Raw genomic sequence first — 17,229 nt, forward strand, 5'->3', positions numbered from 1 at the left:
TTTAAGAATTTTTTATCATGGCACATAACCTTAATTATAACAGCAGAACAGATAAATACAGTTTTTTTTCGGTAAAGGAAAAAGCTTGGCACGGGTTGGGTATAATAGTGGAATCTTATCCCACTTCAGCGGAAGCGCTAAAATTTGCGGGTTTGGACTATAACGTAGAGAAACGTCCGCTATTTACTGTTGATTCCCGTAACCTCGTTACTTTTCAGAGCAAAGATGCAGGGGGGCTGAATGATGCCTTTATGCCCGATATATTAGTGCCGAATTTTTATTCTACAGTACGGACAGATACAGAGGAAGTCCTCGGAGTGGTGGGCAGGGATTATAAAGTAGTTCAGAATACAGAGGCATTTTCTTTCTTCGATAGCATTGTTGGGGGAGGCGAGGGTATCCTTTATGAAACCGCAGGGGCTTTGGGAAAAGGTGAGCGAATTTTTATCACCGCCAAACTGCCCTCCTATATCAAAGTGGGCAAAGATGATCTTATTGAACAATATTTATTTCTCACCACCTCTCACGATGGGTTTGGAAGCATTACAGCTGCCTTTACCCCTGTAAGAATTGTATGCAATAACACGCTTAATGCTGCCATAAAAAACTCAAGCAGTTCAATCCGAATCCGTCATTCTTCGGGTGCAAACGACCGTTTAAAACAGGCACACACGCTTATGGGTATTTCGGGCAGAATAGGTGATGAAATGGAGCAGATTTTCAACCATTGGGCAAAGGTGCGTATCACCGATGCAGACCTTAAAAAACTGGTACAGGTTGCAATGGCTCCAAATAGAGAGGTGTTGGACAAACTGCAAAGGGGATTACTGGATGAAGCTTCGAGTGTTTATAAAAATATTGTGGATGACGTTTACAGCTATGCGATGAGCGCACCATCACAGCTGATCGATACCGCCAAAGGCACCCTTTTCGGGGCATATAATGCCGTGACGGGCTATTATCAGAATGCCCGAAAATTCAAGGACAGCGAGGCGAAATTTAAATCCATCATTGAGGGAACAGCAAAGCAGAGGGGACAGTCAGCCTTTGACCTTTGCCTTGACCTTGGGAAAAACGGCAATGTAGACTTTCAGTTAAATTAAATCATCGGGAGCGGTTCTTCCGCTCCCATAAAAAACACTTATCATGAGCATATTGACAGAAAAAACAGAACGAAGGGTGCTTGCGGAAATCGCACAGACTTTAAAGCATTTTGAAAATCTTACCCTTATGGGTATTTCAGCAGGGGATGCAGTACGTATCCGTCATGCAGAAAATATTATCAGGGATGTAATCGCGCAGAACGGTTACCATACTATTTCACGGAGCAGGGGCATAGCCCTGCGTAAAGACAAGGGGGGCAGGTCATGAGGACTAATTTTTTTCAGGCCATACAACGCCTGCATAGTACAGGAGTATGGATATTCAACGTAAGCTTTTCAACAGAAAACGAAGTGGTGGTTTCGGTTGTGGTAAAAGATGGGGGAAATAGAGACGATAAAAACACACTCCCGCCGATGGTCTACAGGGGAACTCCACAGGAGATTGATGAGGGGATTTTCGATGCCCTTGTTCACCCAATCGAAGAAACAAAGAACCTCTTCGCCAACCTTACTGCCTACAATAAAGGGCTTGAGGATGCAAAGGCCAAGATTATGGTAAAACCGAAGATCGAAAAATCTGCCGATAAAAAGGGGGCAACTGAAAGTATACACGAGTCAACCGAAGATAGGCCAAAATTTGAGGACATCCTGTCGGAAATCAACAAACTCAATGCAGGCTGTAAGTATTCGGAAGCCCTCGCCCTGCTCCCTGTTGTAGAAAGTTTTCCCGAAAAAAAGGCGGAGATCGAGAAATTGAGGAAAGAATTGGAATGGAAAAGCAAACAGCTGACCTTATTGTAAACGCATAAAAATAATGTTATGATGACAGCAACGATATTGCCAAGGGTATTTGTTCTTAAAGCTAGGGAACAGGACATCCGTTTATCCGACCCCTCGGGAGCATTCAGCCCCGAGCAGGTCATGGATTTTTACTCGGGAACTTACCCGATCTTGACAACTGCAAAAATTGAAGGCCCCGAAATAACTGGTGACGAAATGCAATATAGATTTATCACCACACTCGGCACCAAGGGATAATTATGAAAAGGAGGGTAAAATGTTTCAGAACTACACCACACTCCAAAGCTTACTACCTGCACCAACAGCTAGCAAGCTTTGCGCAGAACCTAGACCGCACGCCCGATCTATCGGATATAAAAAACAATCCGAAAAAGCCTGCACCCCCGATTTTAACGGAAATGGTTTTTTAAACCACCATTTCTTACCTGTACTTAAAAGCTACCCCCATGAACTGAAAAATTGGAGGAAATTTGAAAAGGATTTTTTTCAGTCCGCTAAAAATCTGTGTGCCTTATATGGTATTGCAATAGATTACCATAATCAAAGTCCATATCCGCAAAATATAGCATTGGCATTCGCTGAACTGAACAAAAAAATGGCCTTATTGGATGATAGCCTTTCCCTTAAGATTATATCCATCGAGGAAAGCCTTGCATGTTTAACTACAGTTAAGCAGTTTGATACAGGGATGACCCTTTTTTATCTGCCAGTTGAACCGCTCAATACTCTACTGGCAGATAAAGCCCGAAAGGAAACGGCTGAACTGCTGTTATCGGTCTGCGCATATCTTTATCAGATAGGAGGAGTTCCCTATCATGAAGAAGATAGCAGCTATCTATATTATATCTACGATAATGTAACAGAGTGGAGCAGCGAACCGGAGTATTTCGAAGAATTAGGTCAACAGGAAGTCTATCTTAATGAGATTTTGCAGAGCCGTAAAAAGGGGTTAAAGTTGTTGGAAAGGCTCAAAAATCCGGTGAATTTAAAAACCTTAAAAAAAAGGCAAGAGCAGTTCATTCCTAAAACCAGTGCAGAAATCACACTTCACCGCATTGCCCAAAGGGTATGTAAAATGATGAATGATTACCCTAACCGCTCAATAATGGACAGTATTTATGGTGATCAGTTTTGTAAGGGTAATGATGGGGAAAACATAATCATGGCCGACCAGTATATCTCCTTTATGTGGAGTAATTCTGATCATTTATACGATCAAATTATTGAATGTGTCAATGCAGAACTTAACGAGTTTGATTCTATCGATGAACCGTTAAGCGTTCAGTTTTTCGATTTGCAGCAGGATCAGCCTGTTCACGACCTTTCTTTTGAAAAGGAGTTCTTTGATCTTTTAAATGAAATATCCGATAATCTAAATGACTTTCACAATGAAAAATATAACACCACTTCTTGATCAGATTTTTATGCCTTATAAAGCGTTGCTGTTCTACTCGTCACAGGCCGAAGGCAGTCATTATGTAGAGAGTTATGATATGGACAGCTTAGGCAGACCAATAAATGCCCATCCGTTGTCAATAAAGGAGAGCAGGCAACTAGCGGAATCACTTAAAAAAAGTGATAAAGAAAAACATACTGCTTTTTTACAGCCCGAGGGGCTTATTCCCGAGAATATTCTTTACTTCAGTTCCGCAGGAGACGGTTGTGCAGTTTGGTTTACTCCAAGGTGCAGGCAGCATCTACTTTTTAAAAAGGAACTTGGCATCGGTGACGGAGAAGCCATGTTGCCGCCCCTTTTGTGGAGGGCTACCAAAAATCATTTGTGGGTTTGGGCGTTGGGCAAAGAAAACAGACCTGATTTATCTGCACCGTTATACTTCGCCCCCTTTTTCAATTGTTACATAGATGGAAGGGTATGTATGGGCAATGTGGACATCAATGTGCCAAAGGACTGTAGATTGGAGCGGTTTATGGCGGAGTGGGAAAAGTATTTTTTCGGATCGGCTTTTAGCCATCTATTAGAGCAGGTTTCACCAGTAAAAGGTAACATCGTGCAGCTATGGAAAAGGCAGGTTGGCAAAGTCACAGATTTTCCTATTTCAATACTCAAAAAAAATGGCAGAAAACTTAAAGATATCCTATCATGAATGGCATAAAAAAACGGGTACACATTGTTTACCCTTACCTCTTAAATCCTACCAATCCTATTTCAGTTAACCTGATCGGTGCAGGAGGAAGTGGCAGTCAGATGCTTACAGCCCTTGCAAGGATCAACCATGCTCTAAATGTGCTTGGGCATGCAGGGCTGAATGTTTACGTATTTGACCATGATACAGTTCAGCGAGCCAATCTCGCAAGGCAGCTTTTTACCGAAAATGAGATAGGATTGAATAAAGGAGTTGCACTCATCAACCGTGTTAACCGTTTTTTTGGGACGGATTGGAAGGCTATGCCCTACGGGTATAATATAAGCACTGCGAAAAAACGTTTGGCTAATATTACCGTTTCTTGCGTTGATACTATTGGGGCCAGGCTTGAAATAGAAGAAAGTCTCCATTCGGGGAAAGAACACCACATTGATCGTGATTCCGCTATTTATCTGCTTGATCTTGGTAATGGCAGGGATTCGGGACAGGCTGTGCTATCCACCGTTGGAGAAATTAAGCAAGCTAAATCTTTAACTTTCGAGACAGTTGGAATGCTACCTTCTATGGTAAATGAGTATAAAGTAATGTTAGAGAATGGAGAAGAACTGGATAATCAACCAAGCTGCTCTTTAGCCGAAGCCCTTGGAAAGCAGGATCTTTTTATAAATTCTGCACTCGTGAATATGGCCGCATCTCTTTTGTGGCAGATGCTAAGGGTGGGCATCATAGAACACAGAGGGTGTTTTCTCAGTTTGGGAGGTTTCAGATCACAGCCGATAGCGGTATAAACTTATTCCAAATCGCCCGGCGGCGGGCTACGCCCGCCCGTTTTTCGGCAGCTGTTTTTGCCCCCCACATTTCAAGGCTAAACAGACTGCCGTGTGAAAAAATCAGTTTACCCGTGATACACATAATAGTGACATTTGTCGGCCGTTGGTTTTTTGGATGAAATGTTTAGTTTTGGCCCTGGAATCAATTCTGAAAGATAAAACAATTAACAGTGAGGTCTTTGACCGCAAAAAAAGAAAAGTAATGGATAAATTCAAAAAAGTACAGGAAGTGATCGCTTCAGTTGAGGCTGATGTTGCAAAATTTTATGACAATGGAAATGCAGCTGCCGGTACACGGGTGCGCAAAGCAATGCAGGACTTAAAGGTTTTAGCTCAGGATATCAGAACTGAAGTAACAGAAAAGAAAAACAGCGAAAAATAAACAATAACTGTTTTGGGATAAAAACCACTGATCAGCATCAGTGGTTTTTTGTTTAGTTAATAAAAACCTTCTTTGTGATATTTAAAATATTGCCAATTTTAGATCATAATCCAGCACGATAATTTGTGAAAATTAGCAATGCAATAGAATGTGGGAAAGCATAATATCATAAAGGATAATTGTAATTCACTTTCTTCTTGGAATATTCGTAGGCATGGTTCTTATCAGCTATGCCAAGTTCATCATAATATTTGTTCGCAGCTAACTTATATGTGTTGAACAGCTTTTTTCTTGATGCAATTTGTGTGGCACTGAACATCCAGCTTTCATCCCCACTAAACCTGAAACAAAGTTCGCTATAGATCTGTGCACGTAAGAGTTTCGCACGTGAATCAAGTATTTTTTCTTTGATTGCCAGCTCAATCATATCTTTTGCTATTGTCAGATTCTCTAAAGTTCCCTTAGTCCTTTGCGCGGGTGCAGCAAGCATCTGGTTATAACTATAATATAACAGTGATCGGTAGAGGAGGGCGGTTGTGTCTTTTGGTGATTTTTTCAGAACCTTATCAAGACTATCGGTAACAGGATTATATTTTCCTTTTGGTGGTACCAGGATAAGCCCATCTTCGACCGTCCGCAAGGTAAAGTTAATTACCCGGGTTGCGGGCAATTGCGCACTTGCAAAAAATGGAAGCAAAAATAAAACGGTGGGTATGATATATTTTTTCATGGTGTGGTGTTTTTTAATGTATTATTGACAGATGGAGGTTCCTGATAAATCAATCTAATAGGGGAGCGATAATCCGTACATCAAATATCCCTTCAGAAGTGCTGTATTCCATTGATGCCTTACTACCATAGATCAGTTTAAGCCGCTGTCTGATATTATCCAGTCCCTTATTCATACTTTGTGACGTTTTTTTTCTATTGAGAAGATTTCTAGAAGTAATTACGATCTGGTCATTTATCAGGCCGATATCAAGATTGGCCGGATTTTCAGGGTCCTGAAAAATACCATGTTTAAAGATGTTTTCTACCAGCGTTACGAGCACCAGTGGAATAAAATTCTTGGATACCAACTCCGCAGGATAAGTAAAATTTATGCATATATCATTTTCAAACCGGGTTTGGTGCAATATAATCAGCCTGTCTATCTGTTCCAGTTCATCCTTTAAAGGGACGGTCTGCTCACTGAACTCACAATTAATGCTGTAACGCATAATATCGGAAAGCTGCATAACCGCTTCTGCTGATTTCGGCAATTTACCATAAACGTCCTGATAGATAAAATTTAAGACATTGAACAGTAGATGGGGATTGATCTGCGCTTTAAGGTATGAGTTTTTCGCGTTTGCCAGTTCTATCTGAAGTTCGCGTTCGGAAAGAATGCTCTGGTAGTATTCCGTTTCCGTTTTCTTACGAACCTCTATCTCTTTTAGATGCACAAGAAAGAGGTAATAAAATCCTGCTGCTCCCATAAAGATCAACGATCTCCATAGCTGGCTGAAAATATACGGTTTACCTATGCTTATTTTGTGATAACTGTACCAAGTGGTTTCTTTCAGAAGATACGTGTCTATGCCATAGCTCGTAAATAGGTAGAAAAAATAGACGGCCCCCAAAAAAGTTGGCAGCTTCCATATCCAATTATTTCTAACCTGAAAAATCCGGTGATACAGCCATAGCGCACATAGATAGAATAAGCCTATGTTCTGTATATAATGATAGATATAACTCTTGGCATCCCCGAATACTCCAGTAGCCAACCCGATTATACCTGTCTCGGCACTGATGAAAAGTGCCCAGCTCAGAAAGTGGATTTTATACCTGGATAGTAAAATCGTAAAGTGCTTCATCACGGCCATAATATAATTTGGTAAAACCTCTAATACTGCTGGTGTAATAACTTCTTTCAAGCTTTAAAACACGGCTAGTTTCATAAAAAAAAAGCTATGAAACGCACCGAAAAGCGGCTGAAGAAAAAAACAGTTTTTGTCTTTAGCTCGGCAGGGAACCGAAATTCCCATGGTACTGATCCGACTACATCAAGTATCCTCATTACTATTACTGGAGGCATCGCAGATGCAAACCGTTAATTGATCAATCTTGCTAAATCCGGCCGGTAAGCAAAGTTTTTTCTTCAAGAAATTTTATGAGACCTTTTTTATAGGTTTCGCCCATTTGAACCTGATGGCCCTGTCCAAGGTTTATCGTATTTCCAACAATTTTCTGGATCTTTCTTGCATTGATTATATGTGATCGATGGACCCTATAAAAAAGATCTTTGCTGAATATTTTTTCAACATCCTTCAATGTCAGATAAACAAGTTGTTCAGTTTTGGAAGTTACCATTGTAACATAATTTTTTGCACCTTCAAAGTACAGGATGTCCTGCTTTTTCAATCGTGTAAGTTTCCCCTTTTCGCCCGTTTTATAAAACTTGATATTTTTTCCAGGTTGTTGCTTTAAGGAGAGTTCGTTCTCCATCACTCCAACAACTATTTGGGTGAATTTGGCTAGTTTGATAGGTTTCAATAAATAGTGTGTAGCCCTAACTTCGAAAGCTTCAAGAGATCGGTCAAATGCACTGGTGAAAATTATCGACCTGACCTTAGGTTTTAGCTCGAGAGCCAGTTCCAGTCCAGTAAGATAGGGCATTTCAATATCTAGAAATATGATGTCGATCTCATCTTCAATACATATTCCGGATAATGCTTCTAGAGGGTTGTTGAATGTTTTGACCAGTTCAAGATTGGGAATAGAACTGATATAAGTGGTGAGTAGCAAAATGGCATGGCGTTCATCATCAATGATGACGCATCTGATTTTGTTTTTCATAAGCGGTAGTTTGGGATGGTTTAATTTTTCTTTTATTTCATTGATTTAGTTTTACTGATTAAACAATAAGGATAGTCGAAGAGCGGTTTAATTTACAATTTAAATGATCATTTATTTAGGGTAAATTCGTTCCAGGTCTCCTGCGAACGGTTCATCAGGGAAAAAATCCTTTATGGAACATTCCAAGATTTCGGCAATTTTATTTAAATGGTTTAAATTGTATTTATCATCGGTTTTCGTACTCTCAACGTTTCCAACAAATTTTCCGCTCAGCCCCATTTCAAGCGATAATTGCTTTTGACCATACTTCTTTAAAAGCCTGATTTCCCTCACTTTATCAATTACAAACTGCTCTATTTCAGACGCTTTACCCATTTTGACTAAGTAAAGAATAAACAAAAAAATGTTTGCCCTACTATAGTAGGGTTTTTGATATTTTTCGTATATTTGAGATATATTAATTAGGTATTAATAAGAGTCTTGCGGTCGCAATTTCTGACGCCGTGACGTAGGACAGCAGTTTAATACCCATATCTATGTGTAGAAATCAATATATTTGTATTTCGAAATAGATGTGGGAACTGCTGTAATTCCGTGTCACTTAAGGCGTCAGAAACTTTATTGCACCACGGTTGGTAGTTCTCACATTTATTGAACTCAATCACCAAGACTCGTATAACCAATACGAGGATGAAAATAGACAATCACAATTCAGAACTAACTAACCATTGTTTTAAGAATGGATTGTATGGTTTTGTCCTCTATTTTCTAAAATTTTTATTAAATTTTTCAATTGTCTTATGCTACTGTCCCTTTAATAGGATGTATGCATTAAAGCCTAAAAACCCTGAGTGATCCCCCTGTGCCTACAGGAGGCAGTGCTTAATTTAATATAGGTTTAGTATTGGTTCTTGGCCTCCTGTGAGCATTTAATTTTTTCCGGATTCACCGGAAAAGTTTCATTTAATCAACTAACTAACAAATCATGAAAAAAACGATATTATTTATCGCTATGGCTACGCTATGCTTATTTTTTAAAGCTAATGCTCAGCTTAAATACCAACAAAATGTTAAAAATGAAGCCTTTGTAATCGGAGATAAGGTTCCTGATCTTATGTTCGACTCAGTTTACAACCATATTTCGAAAACTTTAAAATTATCGGATTATAAGGGTAAGGCTATTATTCTTGATTTCTGGGGAACATGGTGTAGTACATGCCTTAAATATACTCCCCACATGCAGGAATTTCAAAAGAAATATGGGGATAGGCTAGCCATTATCTTAGTGGATGATGCCAAAAGGGATACTGAGAAAATCCTGATGGACTTTCTGGAAAAAAGAAAAAGTGAGGGCCGGGAAATAACATTACCTATTCTTCTAAAACCAAAAAACACAAGGATATGGTTTCCTCATAATGTATTTCCTCATTATGTATGGATCGGTGCAGATCAACGAATAAAAGCAATTACTGGCCCAGACGAACTGAAGGAAGAAAACATTTCAAGATTAATCGCTGGGTTGAATCTTCATTTACCGGTAAAGGAGAGATAATATGGTAAAGATGAATTTTAGTAATTACAGACTAAGTAATAAAGCACTATGGATCATGGCATTTTTGATGACCCTGCTTTCAGTTTCCTCTGTATTTGCTCAGAATCCCCTGACTCAGGATGGACGCAACATAATAAAAGGCCAGGTGTTTCTTCCAGATGGGAAAGGCGTTAATGTCATTTTGCGCTCTGGTTCAGGCGGTACACGTACTGCAGATTCAACTGGACGTTTTATTGTTGAGTTGAGAAGATTGCCAGATACGTTAAGATTTAATGCAGTCGGATATATTACAGTTAGTAGAATAATCCGAAATCCTGAAGAAAGTAAAAGATATCTCTCAGTTAAAATGGTGCCTGAAATCCGTGATCTTGGTGATGTGCAGATTAGTACAGGTTATCAACGGGTAAGACCTAATGAGGTAAATGGCAGTGTTTCTGTAATCGATGAGAAAAGGTTAAATGCAAGAACGGGAACCAATATTCTGGACAGAATTATAGGTCAGACTTCAGGTGTAACACTGAATGTTGGGAAAGCTAATGGGAACCCACAAAATACAACCGGAATATCCATCCGTGGTCTGGGCACCATCAATGGTCCTCTTGATCCTCTGATCGTGGTTGATGGATTTATATATGAGGGTAATATCAATAACATTAATCCTTTTGATGTTCAGGATATTTCCATTCTTAAAGATGCATCAGCGGCTTCTATTTGGGGTGCAAGAGCAGGAAATGGCGTTATAGTTATCGCTACCAAAAAAGGTCGGTATAATCAGGATATCGTAGTTTCATTCAATGCAAACACGACAGTTAACGAAAAACCCAATTTAGGTTCGTTTAGGACGATGAGCTCGAGTGATTATATAGACGTCGAAAAAATGTTATTTGAAAAAGGGTTTTTTGACAATCGTATTAATACTGGATATCAGGCTTTGACCCCTGTTGTAGAAATATTATTGGCTTTGAGATCTAATAAGTTAACAAATGTAGAGGCTACTAAGCAACTTGATTTATTAAGAAGCAAAGATGTTAGGGATAGCTATCTGAAATCATTTTACAGACACGCCGTAACCCAACAGTATGCATTATCAATAAGGGGGGGAGCTATTAATAATTCTTACTCACTTTCAGCAGGTCATGATCAGACGGTTGATGAAAGCTATTCCTCCACTCAGCGAACTAACTTACGTTTTGCGCATAGTTATAAGGTTAGCTCAAAGCTTACCTTATCAACCAATATCTTACTCACAGCCGCTTCTTTCCAAAATGGAAGACCCGTTTATGGCAGCTTAAGTTCTGCAGGTAGGCAACCGACATATCTGAAATTTGAAGATGAATTGGGTAATGCTATTCCGTTGGCTCAGGTTTATCGGCAAATATATACTGATACTGCCGGCGGCGGTAAATTGTTGGATTGGAAATATTATCCTGCTAATGAATATGAAAATACAATATTTAAACAGAAGCGGAGGGAAATCTATGGATCAATATCATTGAACTATAAAATTCTATCCTTCCTTTCGGCCGATCTTACATACCAGCAGCAGTTTCAGCAGGAAATCTCAACAGATGACTATTCAGTAAACAGTTATTACGCAAGAAATCTTGTTAACAGTTATTCCCAATTAAACAGATCTACAGGTATCGTGAAATATAATATTCCCAAGGGAGGTATATCACGGGTTGCACAGAATAACATTAACTCTGCGACCTACCGATTCCAATTGAATGGAATTAAAAATTTTGGTGTCCATTCTGTTAATATTATTGTCGGCGCAGAGGCGAGAAACAGTGGAACCGATGGTAATACTAATTTATTTTACGGGTATAATGGCGATCCTTTGACATACGGGAACGTAGATTACATTAATAGTTTTCCCAATTTTATTACTGGAAGTACCAATCAGATTAGCTCTGGTGACGTACTCACAAAACTTGATTATCGTTTTATTAGTCTGTACGGAAATGCTGTATATTCTCTGAAAGGAAAATATACAGTATCTGCAAGTGTTAGAAAAGATGGCTCAAATATTTTTGGGGCAAATACCAATGATAAATGGAAGCCTTTGTGGTCAGCTGGATTAGGATGGACTATTTCTGACGAGAATTTTTATAATTTAAGAGAGCTTCCCATACTAAGGCTAACATCAACATTTGGGTATAGTGGCAATGTAGACCTTTCAAGAACGGCATCACCTGTGGGGCTTTATGGTTCTAATGCGATTACTGGACTACCATACGTCAGGATTAGAACGATCAATAATCCCGATCTCAAATGGGAACAGCTTTCCCAGTTAAATATAAAAATTGATTTTGCAACCAGAAAGGATCGAATTAAAGGTTCAATTGCTTATTACATAAAAAGGGGATCTGATCTATATGGACTCACTCCATTCGATTATACGGCTTGGGGCGGAGCCGCTGATGTTACCAGAAATGTGGCTGATATGAAAGGCTATGGTGTAGATGCAGAATTTCATTCCCTCAATGTTCAATCGGGTAATGTTAAATGGGATACGGACCTATATTTTAATTACTCTGAAAATAAAACTGTTAAATATTACAGGCAGAGTGTGACAGGGATATTTGGGCTTTTGGGTGCTGGACAGTCTATTACACCCATTGAGGGAAAACCCTTGTATGCAATAGCAGCATATAAGTGGGCAGGACTCAATTCCAGCGGCCTGCCACAAGGTTACTTAAAGGGAGCCGTAAGTACAGATTATGCTGCAATTTCTGCGGAAGGAAATCTAAATGGCGACAATATCAGGTACATAGGCCCAGCAAGTCCAGTTTACTTTGGCTCTTTGATCAATTCGTTTAATTTCAAGAACATAACTTTATCTTTTAACCTGAGTTATAGGTTTGGGTATTTCGCGCGAAAAGAGACTATTTCCTATAATTCTCTAGTGAATTCTGGAATTGGAAATGCTGATTATGAGAAGCGCTGGCAGAAGCCGGGGGATGAATCGTTCACCAATGTTCCCGCATTTATCTATCCAATAAATGGTCTAAGTGATTCTTTTTACCAAAATTCAGAGGTCAACATAATTCGCGGTGATAATATCCGGTTAGATTATGTCAATCTTGGATATAGGTTCGATGCGGGTAAATGGAGATTTCCGTTTCGAACTTTTGATCTTTTTTTTAATGCCACATCTCTTGGGATAATCTGGAGGGCAAACAAGGATGGTATCGATCCTGATTATGTTGGGCGCATCAACCCATTTAAGGGTTACACATTTGGGATCAGGGGAAGTTTTTAATGCTAAAAATTTTAAAATAAACGTTATGTACAGATTCAGCATATTATTGATACTAGTGGGCATGAACATTTTGTCTGGTTGTGACAAATACCTCGATAAAAAATCTGATGCCAAACTAATCGTTCCAAAAACTGTAGACGACCTCCAGGGAATGCTTGACGATGGCGCTACTATGAACCTGATGAGAACTCCATCTTATGGAGAAAGCGAAGCAGATGATTTTTTTCTACTCCCAACAACACTTAGTGGATTTAACCAGACACTAAGAGACGTATATCTTTGGAAATCTATAGACTATAGATTTGGGAATGACTGGTCAGACGCCTATCTCCCAGTGTATAATTCCAATTTATGTCTTGAGATACTACCCACCATTCCTAGAGATGACTTAAACTCAAAACAGTGGGATAATATTAAAGGATCAGCGCTTTTTTTTAGAAGTTATTATTTTTATTGCTTGACTACAACATTCGGTTTAGCATATAACCCGGCAACTTCAGAAAGGGATCTGGGAATTGTTTTGAGACTATCGTCCGATTTTAATGTCAAATCGGAGCGGGCTACGGTAAAAAAATGCTTAGATAGGGTTATCTCGGATATTGAAGAATCGCTATTGTTATTGCCAAATGTAGGAGAGAATACCTTAAGGCCTTCCAGGGCAGCTGCGTTTGCCTTATTGAGCAGGGTGAAGCTCTACATGGGTGATTACGCTGCCGCATTTAAATATGCCGATGAATGCCTGAAAATAAAGTCAAGTTTGATAGATTATAATTCAGATACTGATTTATTGGGGATTGATCTAAATGTCCCGTTTAAGCGGTTTAATAAAGAAACTATTTTCTACACAGAACTTAACTTCGGATTTTCAATTCATTCAACTTCAAGAGGGAAAATTGATACCCTGTTATACAACTCCTATAGTGCAGATGATCTGCGCAAAAAAGCGTTTTTTAGGCCGAATGGTCAGTATCAGCAATTCAAGGGCAGTTATGCCTCAAGTTCAACAACTTTTTTTAGTGGTTTGGCAACGGATGAGATGATCCTAAATAGAGCAGAGGCGAATGCTTACCTTGGAAATATAGAAGCAGCTTTGACAGATCTGAATTTATTAAGGAAAAAAAGATGGAAGAACTCAGTTCCTTTTATACCTGTCACAGCGATAGGGAAAGTTGATGCACTTTCTAAAGTCAGGGAAGAGCGGCGGAAGGAATTACTTATGAGGAATATTAGATGGGCTGACATCAAAAGATATAACGTGGAAGGTGCTGGGATTACACTTAAGCGGGCATTAAATGGAGTTATATATTCTCTTGAGCCAAATTCCAAGTTTTATGCTTTGCCATTGCCAACTGACATCATTGAGCAGGGATTGCAACAAAATTAGATTAGTTAATTGATAGTGGAAACAGGGCTGGACTGGATAGTCCTGCCCTAGTTTCATTTACTGCTGATTATTGGCGTAAGTCATTGACCCGTCCGAAGACCCGGTTACACGGGCAAGACTGGCTGAACTTAAACCCGCAGTCAGGTTCAAAGTGGATTTTACTGTTGGCGCAGTGTCTGGATTATTCACATAACTACGATCAATAGTGATCTCACAAGCTTTATCATTACCACTGCATTCGTCTTCTGGAGGAGTAGTGCTCCAATTGTTTTCATCCTCAACCTCACTGATAGTGTAAGTTGCTGGACCATGATAATAAAAGGTAAAAGCTTCAAATTTTGAAATTTTACCATTCGCAGCCTTAAATGCAGACTGCGTGAACAAAACTGTTAAACCTAACAGTAATGCGTAGGCTCCAAAGCCTATTTTGCGTAATGTATTCATATTTTAGTAGGTATTTTTTGCTTGAAAAAATATCCAAAAAAGTTTAGTTGAATTATGGTTCAAATTATTGTAATCGATAACAGAAAGGCTTCCAGACTGTAATCATTTCAAATTGCAAATCCTTTTCCTGGCCTCCTTTCTTTAGAATGTATAAAGTAGACGGTTACAATATTTAGCAGGAGAAAGAAAATATTAAATACCAAATGTGTACGCCAGCCCATTGATTTTAAAATGCCACCACAGCTACATGGTGTTTTTATGTAAAATCCACTTAGTATTAATGTTATATATCCGGTAAATGCAATTAATAGAATCGTAGAAAGGTAAAGACCAATTCTTCGCGTTTGCAAGAAGGTCAATAGGGCTGCAGCTATTATCTCTATAAATGGGATTGCCCACTGCAGTATACTGATCATTGTTGATGAAAAATGCTGGAGCCTCAACTGGTGCTTAAAATCCTGGTAATCTATAAGCTTAGATCCTGCAGTGTAAATCCAGAGAATTATTAATAAGCTGGTTGCGATCTTTATATATTGATCTTTCATGATTTGCTTCTTTTTGTAAAGCAAATCTCATAAGTTAAAGTTGGTAAGGCAGCTAACGATAATTAGAAAAAAGCTATCTTTTTAAATAAATAACCTAATCTGCATTAGAAAAATGCCTGAAATGCACATAATTAATTTAGCTTTTATTTTTTAACCCGCTGAGCGTATTGGCATGCATCCCAATAAATGCTGCAATATCATTGACCGGGGCCAATTGAAAAATGTCGGGATGTTTTCTTAACAGGTACTCCAGCCGTTCCTCGCCTTTCAGATGATGTGTGTCAAATGTCTGATGAAAATGTTCCAATATTACTTCATCTAATAAATTTGTAATCAGCTGATTGAATTCGGGAAAGAGTTTAAATAAGTTCTGTGTATGACCTTTAGAAATTACCATAATTGTGGTGTCGTCCAGACCAGAGGTTTCTAGTTTAAAATCATTAAAGTTTTTTTCAATCAAATTCGGGACGATTGACCCTTCGAAATGAAATCTGAGCATTTTTTTTCCTGGATCTAATTTGCTTTCAAGCTCAGTCTTTAATAATCCTCGTCTCACAAATATAATTGGAAAACTATTGCGCAAATTTCCATCAAGCAACTCATTGTTTTTGAGTTTATGGTCTTTTAAAGCAATTCTAAGATAGGCCTTTAGGGCAGAGGAAACATGGCCATAACCTTCAAGATGCTTGCAAAATGTTGTAAAATTCATAAATGTAAAATTATACAACATGAAGCCTACCGGTCAAGTGGTAGAATTTACCACCCCCACCACCTGCCTGTTAATTCGTACTAGAACGCAATAAAATTTATTTCTACAGACATAATTTTTAGCAAGCTGGAGCAGTTTTTAATAAGTTTAGTATTTTTCTTGAGCGATCGCAAGCATTCTTGCCAATTTTTCAGATACTCTACGGATATCTTCAGGATTATGTACGTAATACCCATTGCTAAAACTTTTTTCTGAAATTTCAGGCTTTTCAGCAGTGCTTACATGTGATATGACATACTGATGTATGCGTGTCGCCTTTTGCTCTATGATAATTCCAGCCTCAACATTCAGAAAGATATAAAAGGCCAATTGCTTTACTGATAGTGACACTTTGTATGTTGAATCCAAGAGTCCGGAATTTACCAGTTCAGTATTTATAAAATCTAATTCTTTTAGAAACTCAAGCTCAGAATCAAACAATTTTAAGAGCGAATCTTTTATTGCTTCAGAGAAAGGCGAATATAGGGAAACAGCAAATGCAGGGATCTGAATTAGGGATTTACGCATGTAAATTAGTTCCCGGTAGTGATCAGATATTGCTGATAGGCTATTGAGTTTTTCGATAACAACTGTGTGGCAGAATTCGTAGAAACGGGGATGGTTGAACTGTCTTGAAATAAGCCTTCCAATGATAGCTTCTTCTGAAAGCTGGGTATCATTGTTGTCGCAAAGATAATTTATAAGCTCTAAATTAAATGAAATCCACTTATAAGTCGTAGTGCCTGATAGCTTAAGATAAAGAGTATCTCTGATAATTCCTTTTAGATCCTGACTGATTTCAAGATAATTTATATAATGTAGAGCAGCATCAATTTTTTCCTGATTTTCCTGCTGATACTTTTCCATTGCTGAGGTTGATGGCTGAATCGAAAGATCAAATTCTAAAGGATAGTATTTCCATAGATAATTTAAGAGTTCTTCAAGTGAAAACAACATAACTTCTAACAGCTTGCGATGATCTTCACTTTCAATCCCTTGTTTCAAAACATCCTCAATCTGGTTTATCATTCTGCCAATGGATGTTAACTGTAGATGAATAAAATCTTGTAAACCGCATTTGCTCTCCGGTACACAGGAATGAATTTTTTGTTTTAATCTGTTTACCTCATTCAAAATATCAGATTCACTATTGTCTTCTGGTGCAAACGCTATTGATTTATTCGTTATTGAATCAATTATCTGATAGAGGTAGCCGAGTTCGATATTCATGG

19 protein-coding genes are annotated in these 17,229 nt (G+C 38.6%); 11 read left to right on the top strand and 8 right to left on the bottom strand.

Annotation, left to right across the window (positions count from 1 at the left end; genetic code table 11):
- Nucleotides 1–17: 17 nt before the first annotated feature.
- The 8 genes from R2S57_RS10845 to R2S57_RS10880 all read left to right on the top strand — a co-directional run bounded on the left by R2S57_RS10845 (nucleotide 18) and on the right by R2S57_RS10880 (nucleotide 5,221).
- Complete coding sequence (locus tag R2S57_RS10845; protein ID WP_090985835.1) at nucleotides 18–1,103, top strand: DUF932 domain-containing protein; 1,086 nt, start codon at nucleotides 18–20, stop codon at nucleotides 1,101–1,103.
- A 43-nt stretch (nucleotides 1,104–1,146) separates the two neighbouring features.
- Complete coding sequence (locus tag R2S57_RS10850) at nucleotides 1,147–1,371, top strand: hypothetical protein (RefSeq protein WP_090985833.1); 225 nt, start codon at nucleotides 1,147–1,149, stop codon at nucleotides 1,369–1,371.
- Nucleotides 1,368–1,904 (top strand): PRTRC system protein E, encoded by a 537-nt coding sequence (locus R2S57_RS10855; RefSeq protein ID WP_090985831.1) that lies wholly within the window; start codon nucleotides 1,368–1,370, stop codon nucleotides 1,902–1,904. Before R2S57_RS10850 ends, R2S57_RS10855 begins: the two co-directional genes overlap by 4 nt.
- A gap of 18 nt (nucleotides 1,905–1,922) precedes the next feature.
- Nucleotides 1,923–2,141 carry a PRTRC system protein C gene (locus R2S57_RS10860; protein WP_090985829.1) on the top strand — a complete coding sequence of 73 codons (219 nt, stop codon included), beginning with the start codon at nucleotides 1,923–1,925 and terminating at the stop codon, nucleotides 2,139–2,141.
- Between the two features lie 19 nt (nucleotides 2,142–2,160).
- On the top strand, nucleotides 2,161–3,318 hold the full coding sequence (locus tag R2S57_RS10865) for a hypothetical protein (RefSeq protein WP_316845004.1): 1,158 nt from the start codon (nucleotides 2,161–2,163) through the stop codon (nucleotides 3,316–3,318).
- Nucleotides 3,293–4,009, top strand: coding sequence for a hypothetical protein (locus R2S57_RS10870; RefSeq protein ID WP_090985825.1), 717 nt, complete (start codon nucleotides 3,293–3,295; stop codon nucleotides 4,007–4,009). Before R2S57_RS10865 ends, R2S57_RS10870 begins: the two co-directional genes overlap by 26 nt.
- Entirely contained in the window at nucleotides 4,006–4,797 is a 792-nt protein-coding gene (locus R2S57_RS10875; protein ID WP_090985823.1) for a PRTRC system ThiF family protein, read from the top strand. Before R2S57_RS10870 ends, R2S57_RS10875 begins: the two co-directional genes overlap by 4 nt.
- A 244-nt stretch (nucleotides 4,798–5,041) precedes the next feature.
- Entirely contained in the window at nucleotides 5,042–5,221 is a 180-nt protein-coding gene (locus R2S57_RS10880; protein ID WP_090985931.1) for a histone H1, read from the top strand.
- A 166-nt stretch (nucleotides 5,222–5,387) separates the two neighbouring features.
- On the opposite strand, the gene R2S57_RS10885 is transcribed toward R2S57_RS10880, so the two are convergent.
- From R2S57_RS10885 to R2S57_RS10900, 4 genes are all read right to left on the bottom strand, one after another.
- Nucleotides 5,388–5,951, bottom strand: a complete 564-nt coding sequence (locus tag R2S57_RS10885; RefSeq protein ID WP_090985821.1) for a hypothetical protein — start codon at nucleotides 5,949–5,951, stop codon at nucleotides 5,388–5,390.
- Between the two features lie 49 nt (nucleotides 5,952–6,000).
- A complete protein-coding gene (locus tag R2S57_RS10890; protein WP_139222304.1) occupies nucleotides 6,001–7,137 on the bottom strand; it encodes a sensor histidine kinase in 1,137 nt (378 codons plus the stop codon).
- A gap of 193 nt (nucleotides 7,138–7,330) precedes the next feature.
- Nucleotides 7,331–8,059, bottom strand: a complete 729-nt coding sequence (locus tag R2S57_RS10895) for a LytR/AlgR family response regulator transcription factor (protein ID WP_090985817.1) — start codon at nucleotides 8,057–8,059, stop codon at nucleotides 7,331–7,333.
- A gap of 111 nt (nucleotides 8,060–8,170) precedes the next feature.
- On the bottom strand, nucleotides 8,171–8,434 hold the full coding sequence (locus R2S57_RS10900) for a helix-turn-helix domain-containing protein (RefSeq protein ID WP_090985814.1): 264 nt from the start codon (nucleotides 8,432–8,434) through the stop codon (nucleotides 8,171–8,173).
- 610 nt (nucleotides 8,435–9,044) lie between these two features.
- Between R2S57_RS10900 and R2S57_RS10905 the strand changes: the two genes are divergently transcribed.
- From R2S57_RS10905 to R2S57_RS10915, 3 genes are read left to right on the top strand one after another with little or no spacing between them, the layout of a single operon-like run.
- Nucleotides 9,045–9,611: a TlpA family protein disulfide reductase gene (locus R2S57_RS10905; RefSeq protein WP_090985812.1), complete on the top strand. Its 567-nt coding sequence runs from the start codon at nucleotides 9,045–9,047 to the stop codon at nucleotides 9,609–9,611.
- 10 nt (nucleotides 9,612–9,621) lie between these two features.
- Nucleotides 9,622–12,876: a SusC/RagA family TonB-linked outer membrane protein gene (locus R2S57_RS10910; protein WP_316845005.1), complete on the top strand. Its 3,255-nt coding sequence runs from the start codon at nucleotides 9,622–9,624 to the stop codon at nucleotides 12,874–12,876.
- Between the two features lie 25 nt (nucleotides 12,877–12,901).
- Nucleotides 12,902–14,260: a RagB/SusD family nutrient uptake outer membrane protein gene (locus R2S57_RS10915; protein ID WP_159435273.1), complete on the top strand. Its 1,359-nt coding sequence runs from the start codon at nucleotides 12,902–12,904 to the stop codon at nucleotides 14,258–14,260.
- A 57-nt stretch (nucleotides 14,261–14,317) separates the two neighbouring features.
- Here the strand turns inward: R2S57_RS10915 and R2S57_RS10920 are convergent, their stop codons facing one another.
- The 4 genes from R2S57_RS10920 to R2S57_RS10935 form a co-directional block, all read right to left on the bottom strand.
- The gene (locus tag R2S57_RS10920) at nucleotides 14,318–14,704 is read right to left on the bottom strand and encodes a hypothetical protein (protein WP_090985806.1); all 387 of its coding nucleotides are present in this window, start codon (nucleotides 14,702–14,704) and stop codon (nucleotides 14,318–14,320) included.
- Nucleotides 14,705–14,811: 107 nt separating this feature from the next.
- Entirely contained in the window at nucleotides 14,812–15,249 is a 438-nt protein-coding gene (locus R2S57_RS10925) for a MauE/DoxX family redox-associated membrane protein (protein WP_090985804.1), read from the bottom strand.
- Between the two features lie 136 nt (nucleotides 15,250–15,385).
- Nucleotides 15,386–15,958, bottom strand: coding sequence for a hypothetical protein (locus R2S57_RS10930; protein ID WP_090985803.1), 573 nt, complete (start codon nucleotides 15,956–15,958; stop codon nucleotides 15,386–15,388).
- 147 nt (nucleotides 15,959–16,105) lie between these two features.
- Nucleotides 16,106–17,227: a hypothetical protein gene (locus R2S57_RS10935; RefSeq protein ID WP_090985800.1), complete on the bottom strand. Its 1,122-nt coding sequence runs from the start codon at nucleotides 17,225–17,227 to the stop codon at nucleotides 16,106–16,108.
- Between the last annotated feature and the right edge of the window lie 2 nt (nucleotides 17,228–17,229).

Origin of the sequence: Pedobacter psychrodurus, from assembly GCF_032678585.1 — a bacterium.
In the GTDB taxonomy this organism is placed as follows: Bacteria; Bacteroidota; Bacteroidia; order Sphingobacteriales; family Sphingobacteriaceae; genus Pedobacter; species Pedobacter psychrodurus_A.

Excerpts from the sequence above, each read along its gene's own strand:
- R2S57_RS10845 (WP_090985835.1), top strand. The coding sequence starts at position 18 with ATGGCACATAACCTTAATTATAACAGCAGAACAGATAAATACAGTTTT.
- R2S57_RS10850 (WP_090985833.1), top strand. The coding sequence starts at position 1,147 with ATGAGCATATTGACAGAAAAAACAGAACGAAGGGTGCTTGCGGAAATC.
- R2S57_RS10855 (WP_090985831.1), top strand. The coding sequence starts at position 1,368 with ATGAGGACTAATTTTTTTCAGGCCATACAACGCCTGCATAGTACAGGA.
- R2S57_RS10860 (WP_090985829.1), top strand. The coding sequence starts at position 1,923 with ATGATGACAGCAACGATATTGCCAAGGGTATTTGTTCTTAAAGCTAGG.
- R2S57_RS10865 (WP_316845004.1), top strand. The coding sequence starts at position 2,161 with ATGTTTCAGAACTACACCACACTCCAAAGCTTACTACCTGCACCAACA.
- R2S57_RS10870 (WP_090985825.1), top strand. The coding sequence starts at position 3,293 with ATGAAAAATATAACACCACTTCTTGATCAGATTTTTATGCCTTATAAA.
- R2S57_RS10875 (WP_090985823.1), top strand. The coding sequence starts at position 4,006 with ATGAATGGCATAAAAAAACGGGTACACATTGTTTACCCTTACCTCTTA.
- R2S57_RS10880 (WP_090985931.1), top strand. The coding sequence starts at position 5,042 with ATGGATAAATTCAAAAAAGTACAGGAAGTGATCGCTTCAGTTGAGGCT.
- R2S57_RS10885 (WP_090985821.1), bottom strand. The coding sequence starts at position 5,951 with ATGAAAAAATATATCATACCCACCGTTTTATTTTTGCTTCCATTTTTT.
- R2S57_RS10895 (WP_090985817.1), bottom strand. The coding sequence starts at position 8,059 with ATGAAAAACAAAATCAGATGCGTCATCATTGATGATGAACGCCATGCC.
- R2S57_RS10900 (WP_090985814.1), bottom strand. The coding sequence starts at position 8,434 with ATGGGTAAAGCGTCTGAAATAGAGCAGTTTGTAATTGATAAAGTGAGG.
- R2S57_RS10905 (WP_090985812.1), top strand. The coding sequence starts at position 9,045 with ATGAAAAAAACGATATTATTTATCGCTATGGCTACGCTATGCTTATTT.
- R2S57_RS10910 (WP_316845005.1), top strand. The coding sequence starts at position 9,622 with ATGAATTTTAGTAATTACAGACTAAGTAATAAAGCACTATGGATCATG.
- R2S57_RS10915 (WP_159435273.1), top strand. The coding sequence starts at position 12,902 with ATGTACAGATTCAGCATATTATTGATACTAGTGGGCATGAACATTTTG.
- R2S57_RS10920 (WP_090985806.1), bottom strand. The coding sequence starts at position 14,704 with ATGAATACATTACGCAAAATAGGCTTTGGAGCCTACGCATTACTGTTA.
- R2S57_RS10925 (WP_090985804.1), bottom strand. The coding sequence starts at position 15,249 with ATGAAAGATCAATATATAAAGATCGCAACCAGCTTATTAATAATTCTC.
- R2S57_RS10930 (WP_090985803.1), bottom strand. The coding sequence starts at position 15,958 with ATGAATTTTACAACATTTTGCAAGCATCTTGAAGGTTATGGCCATGTT.
- R2S57_RS10935 (WP_090985800.1), bottom strand. The coding sequence starts at position 17,227 with ATGAATATCGAACTCGGCTACCTCTATCAGATAATTGATTCAATAACG.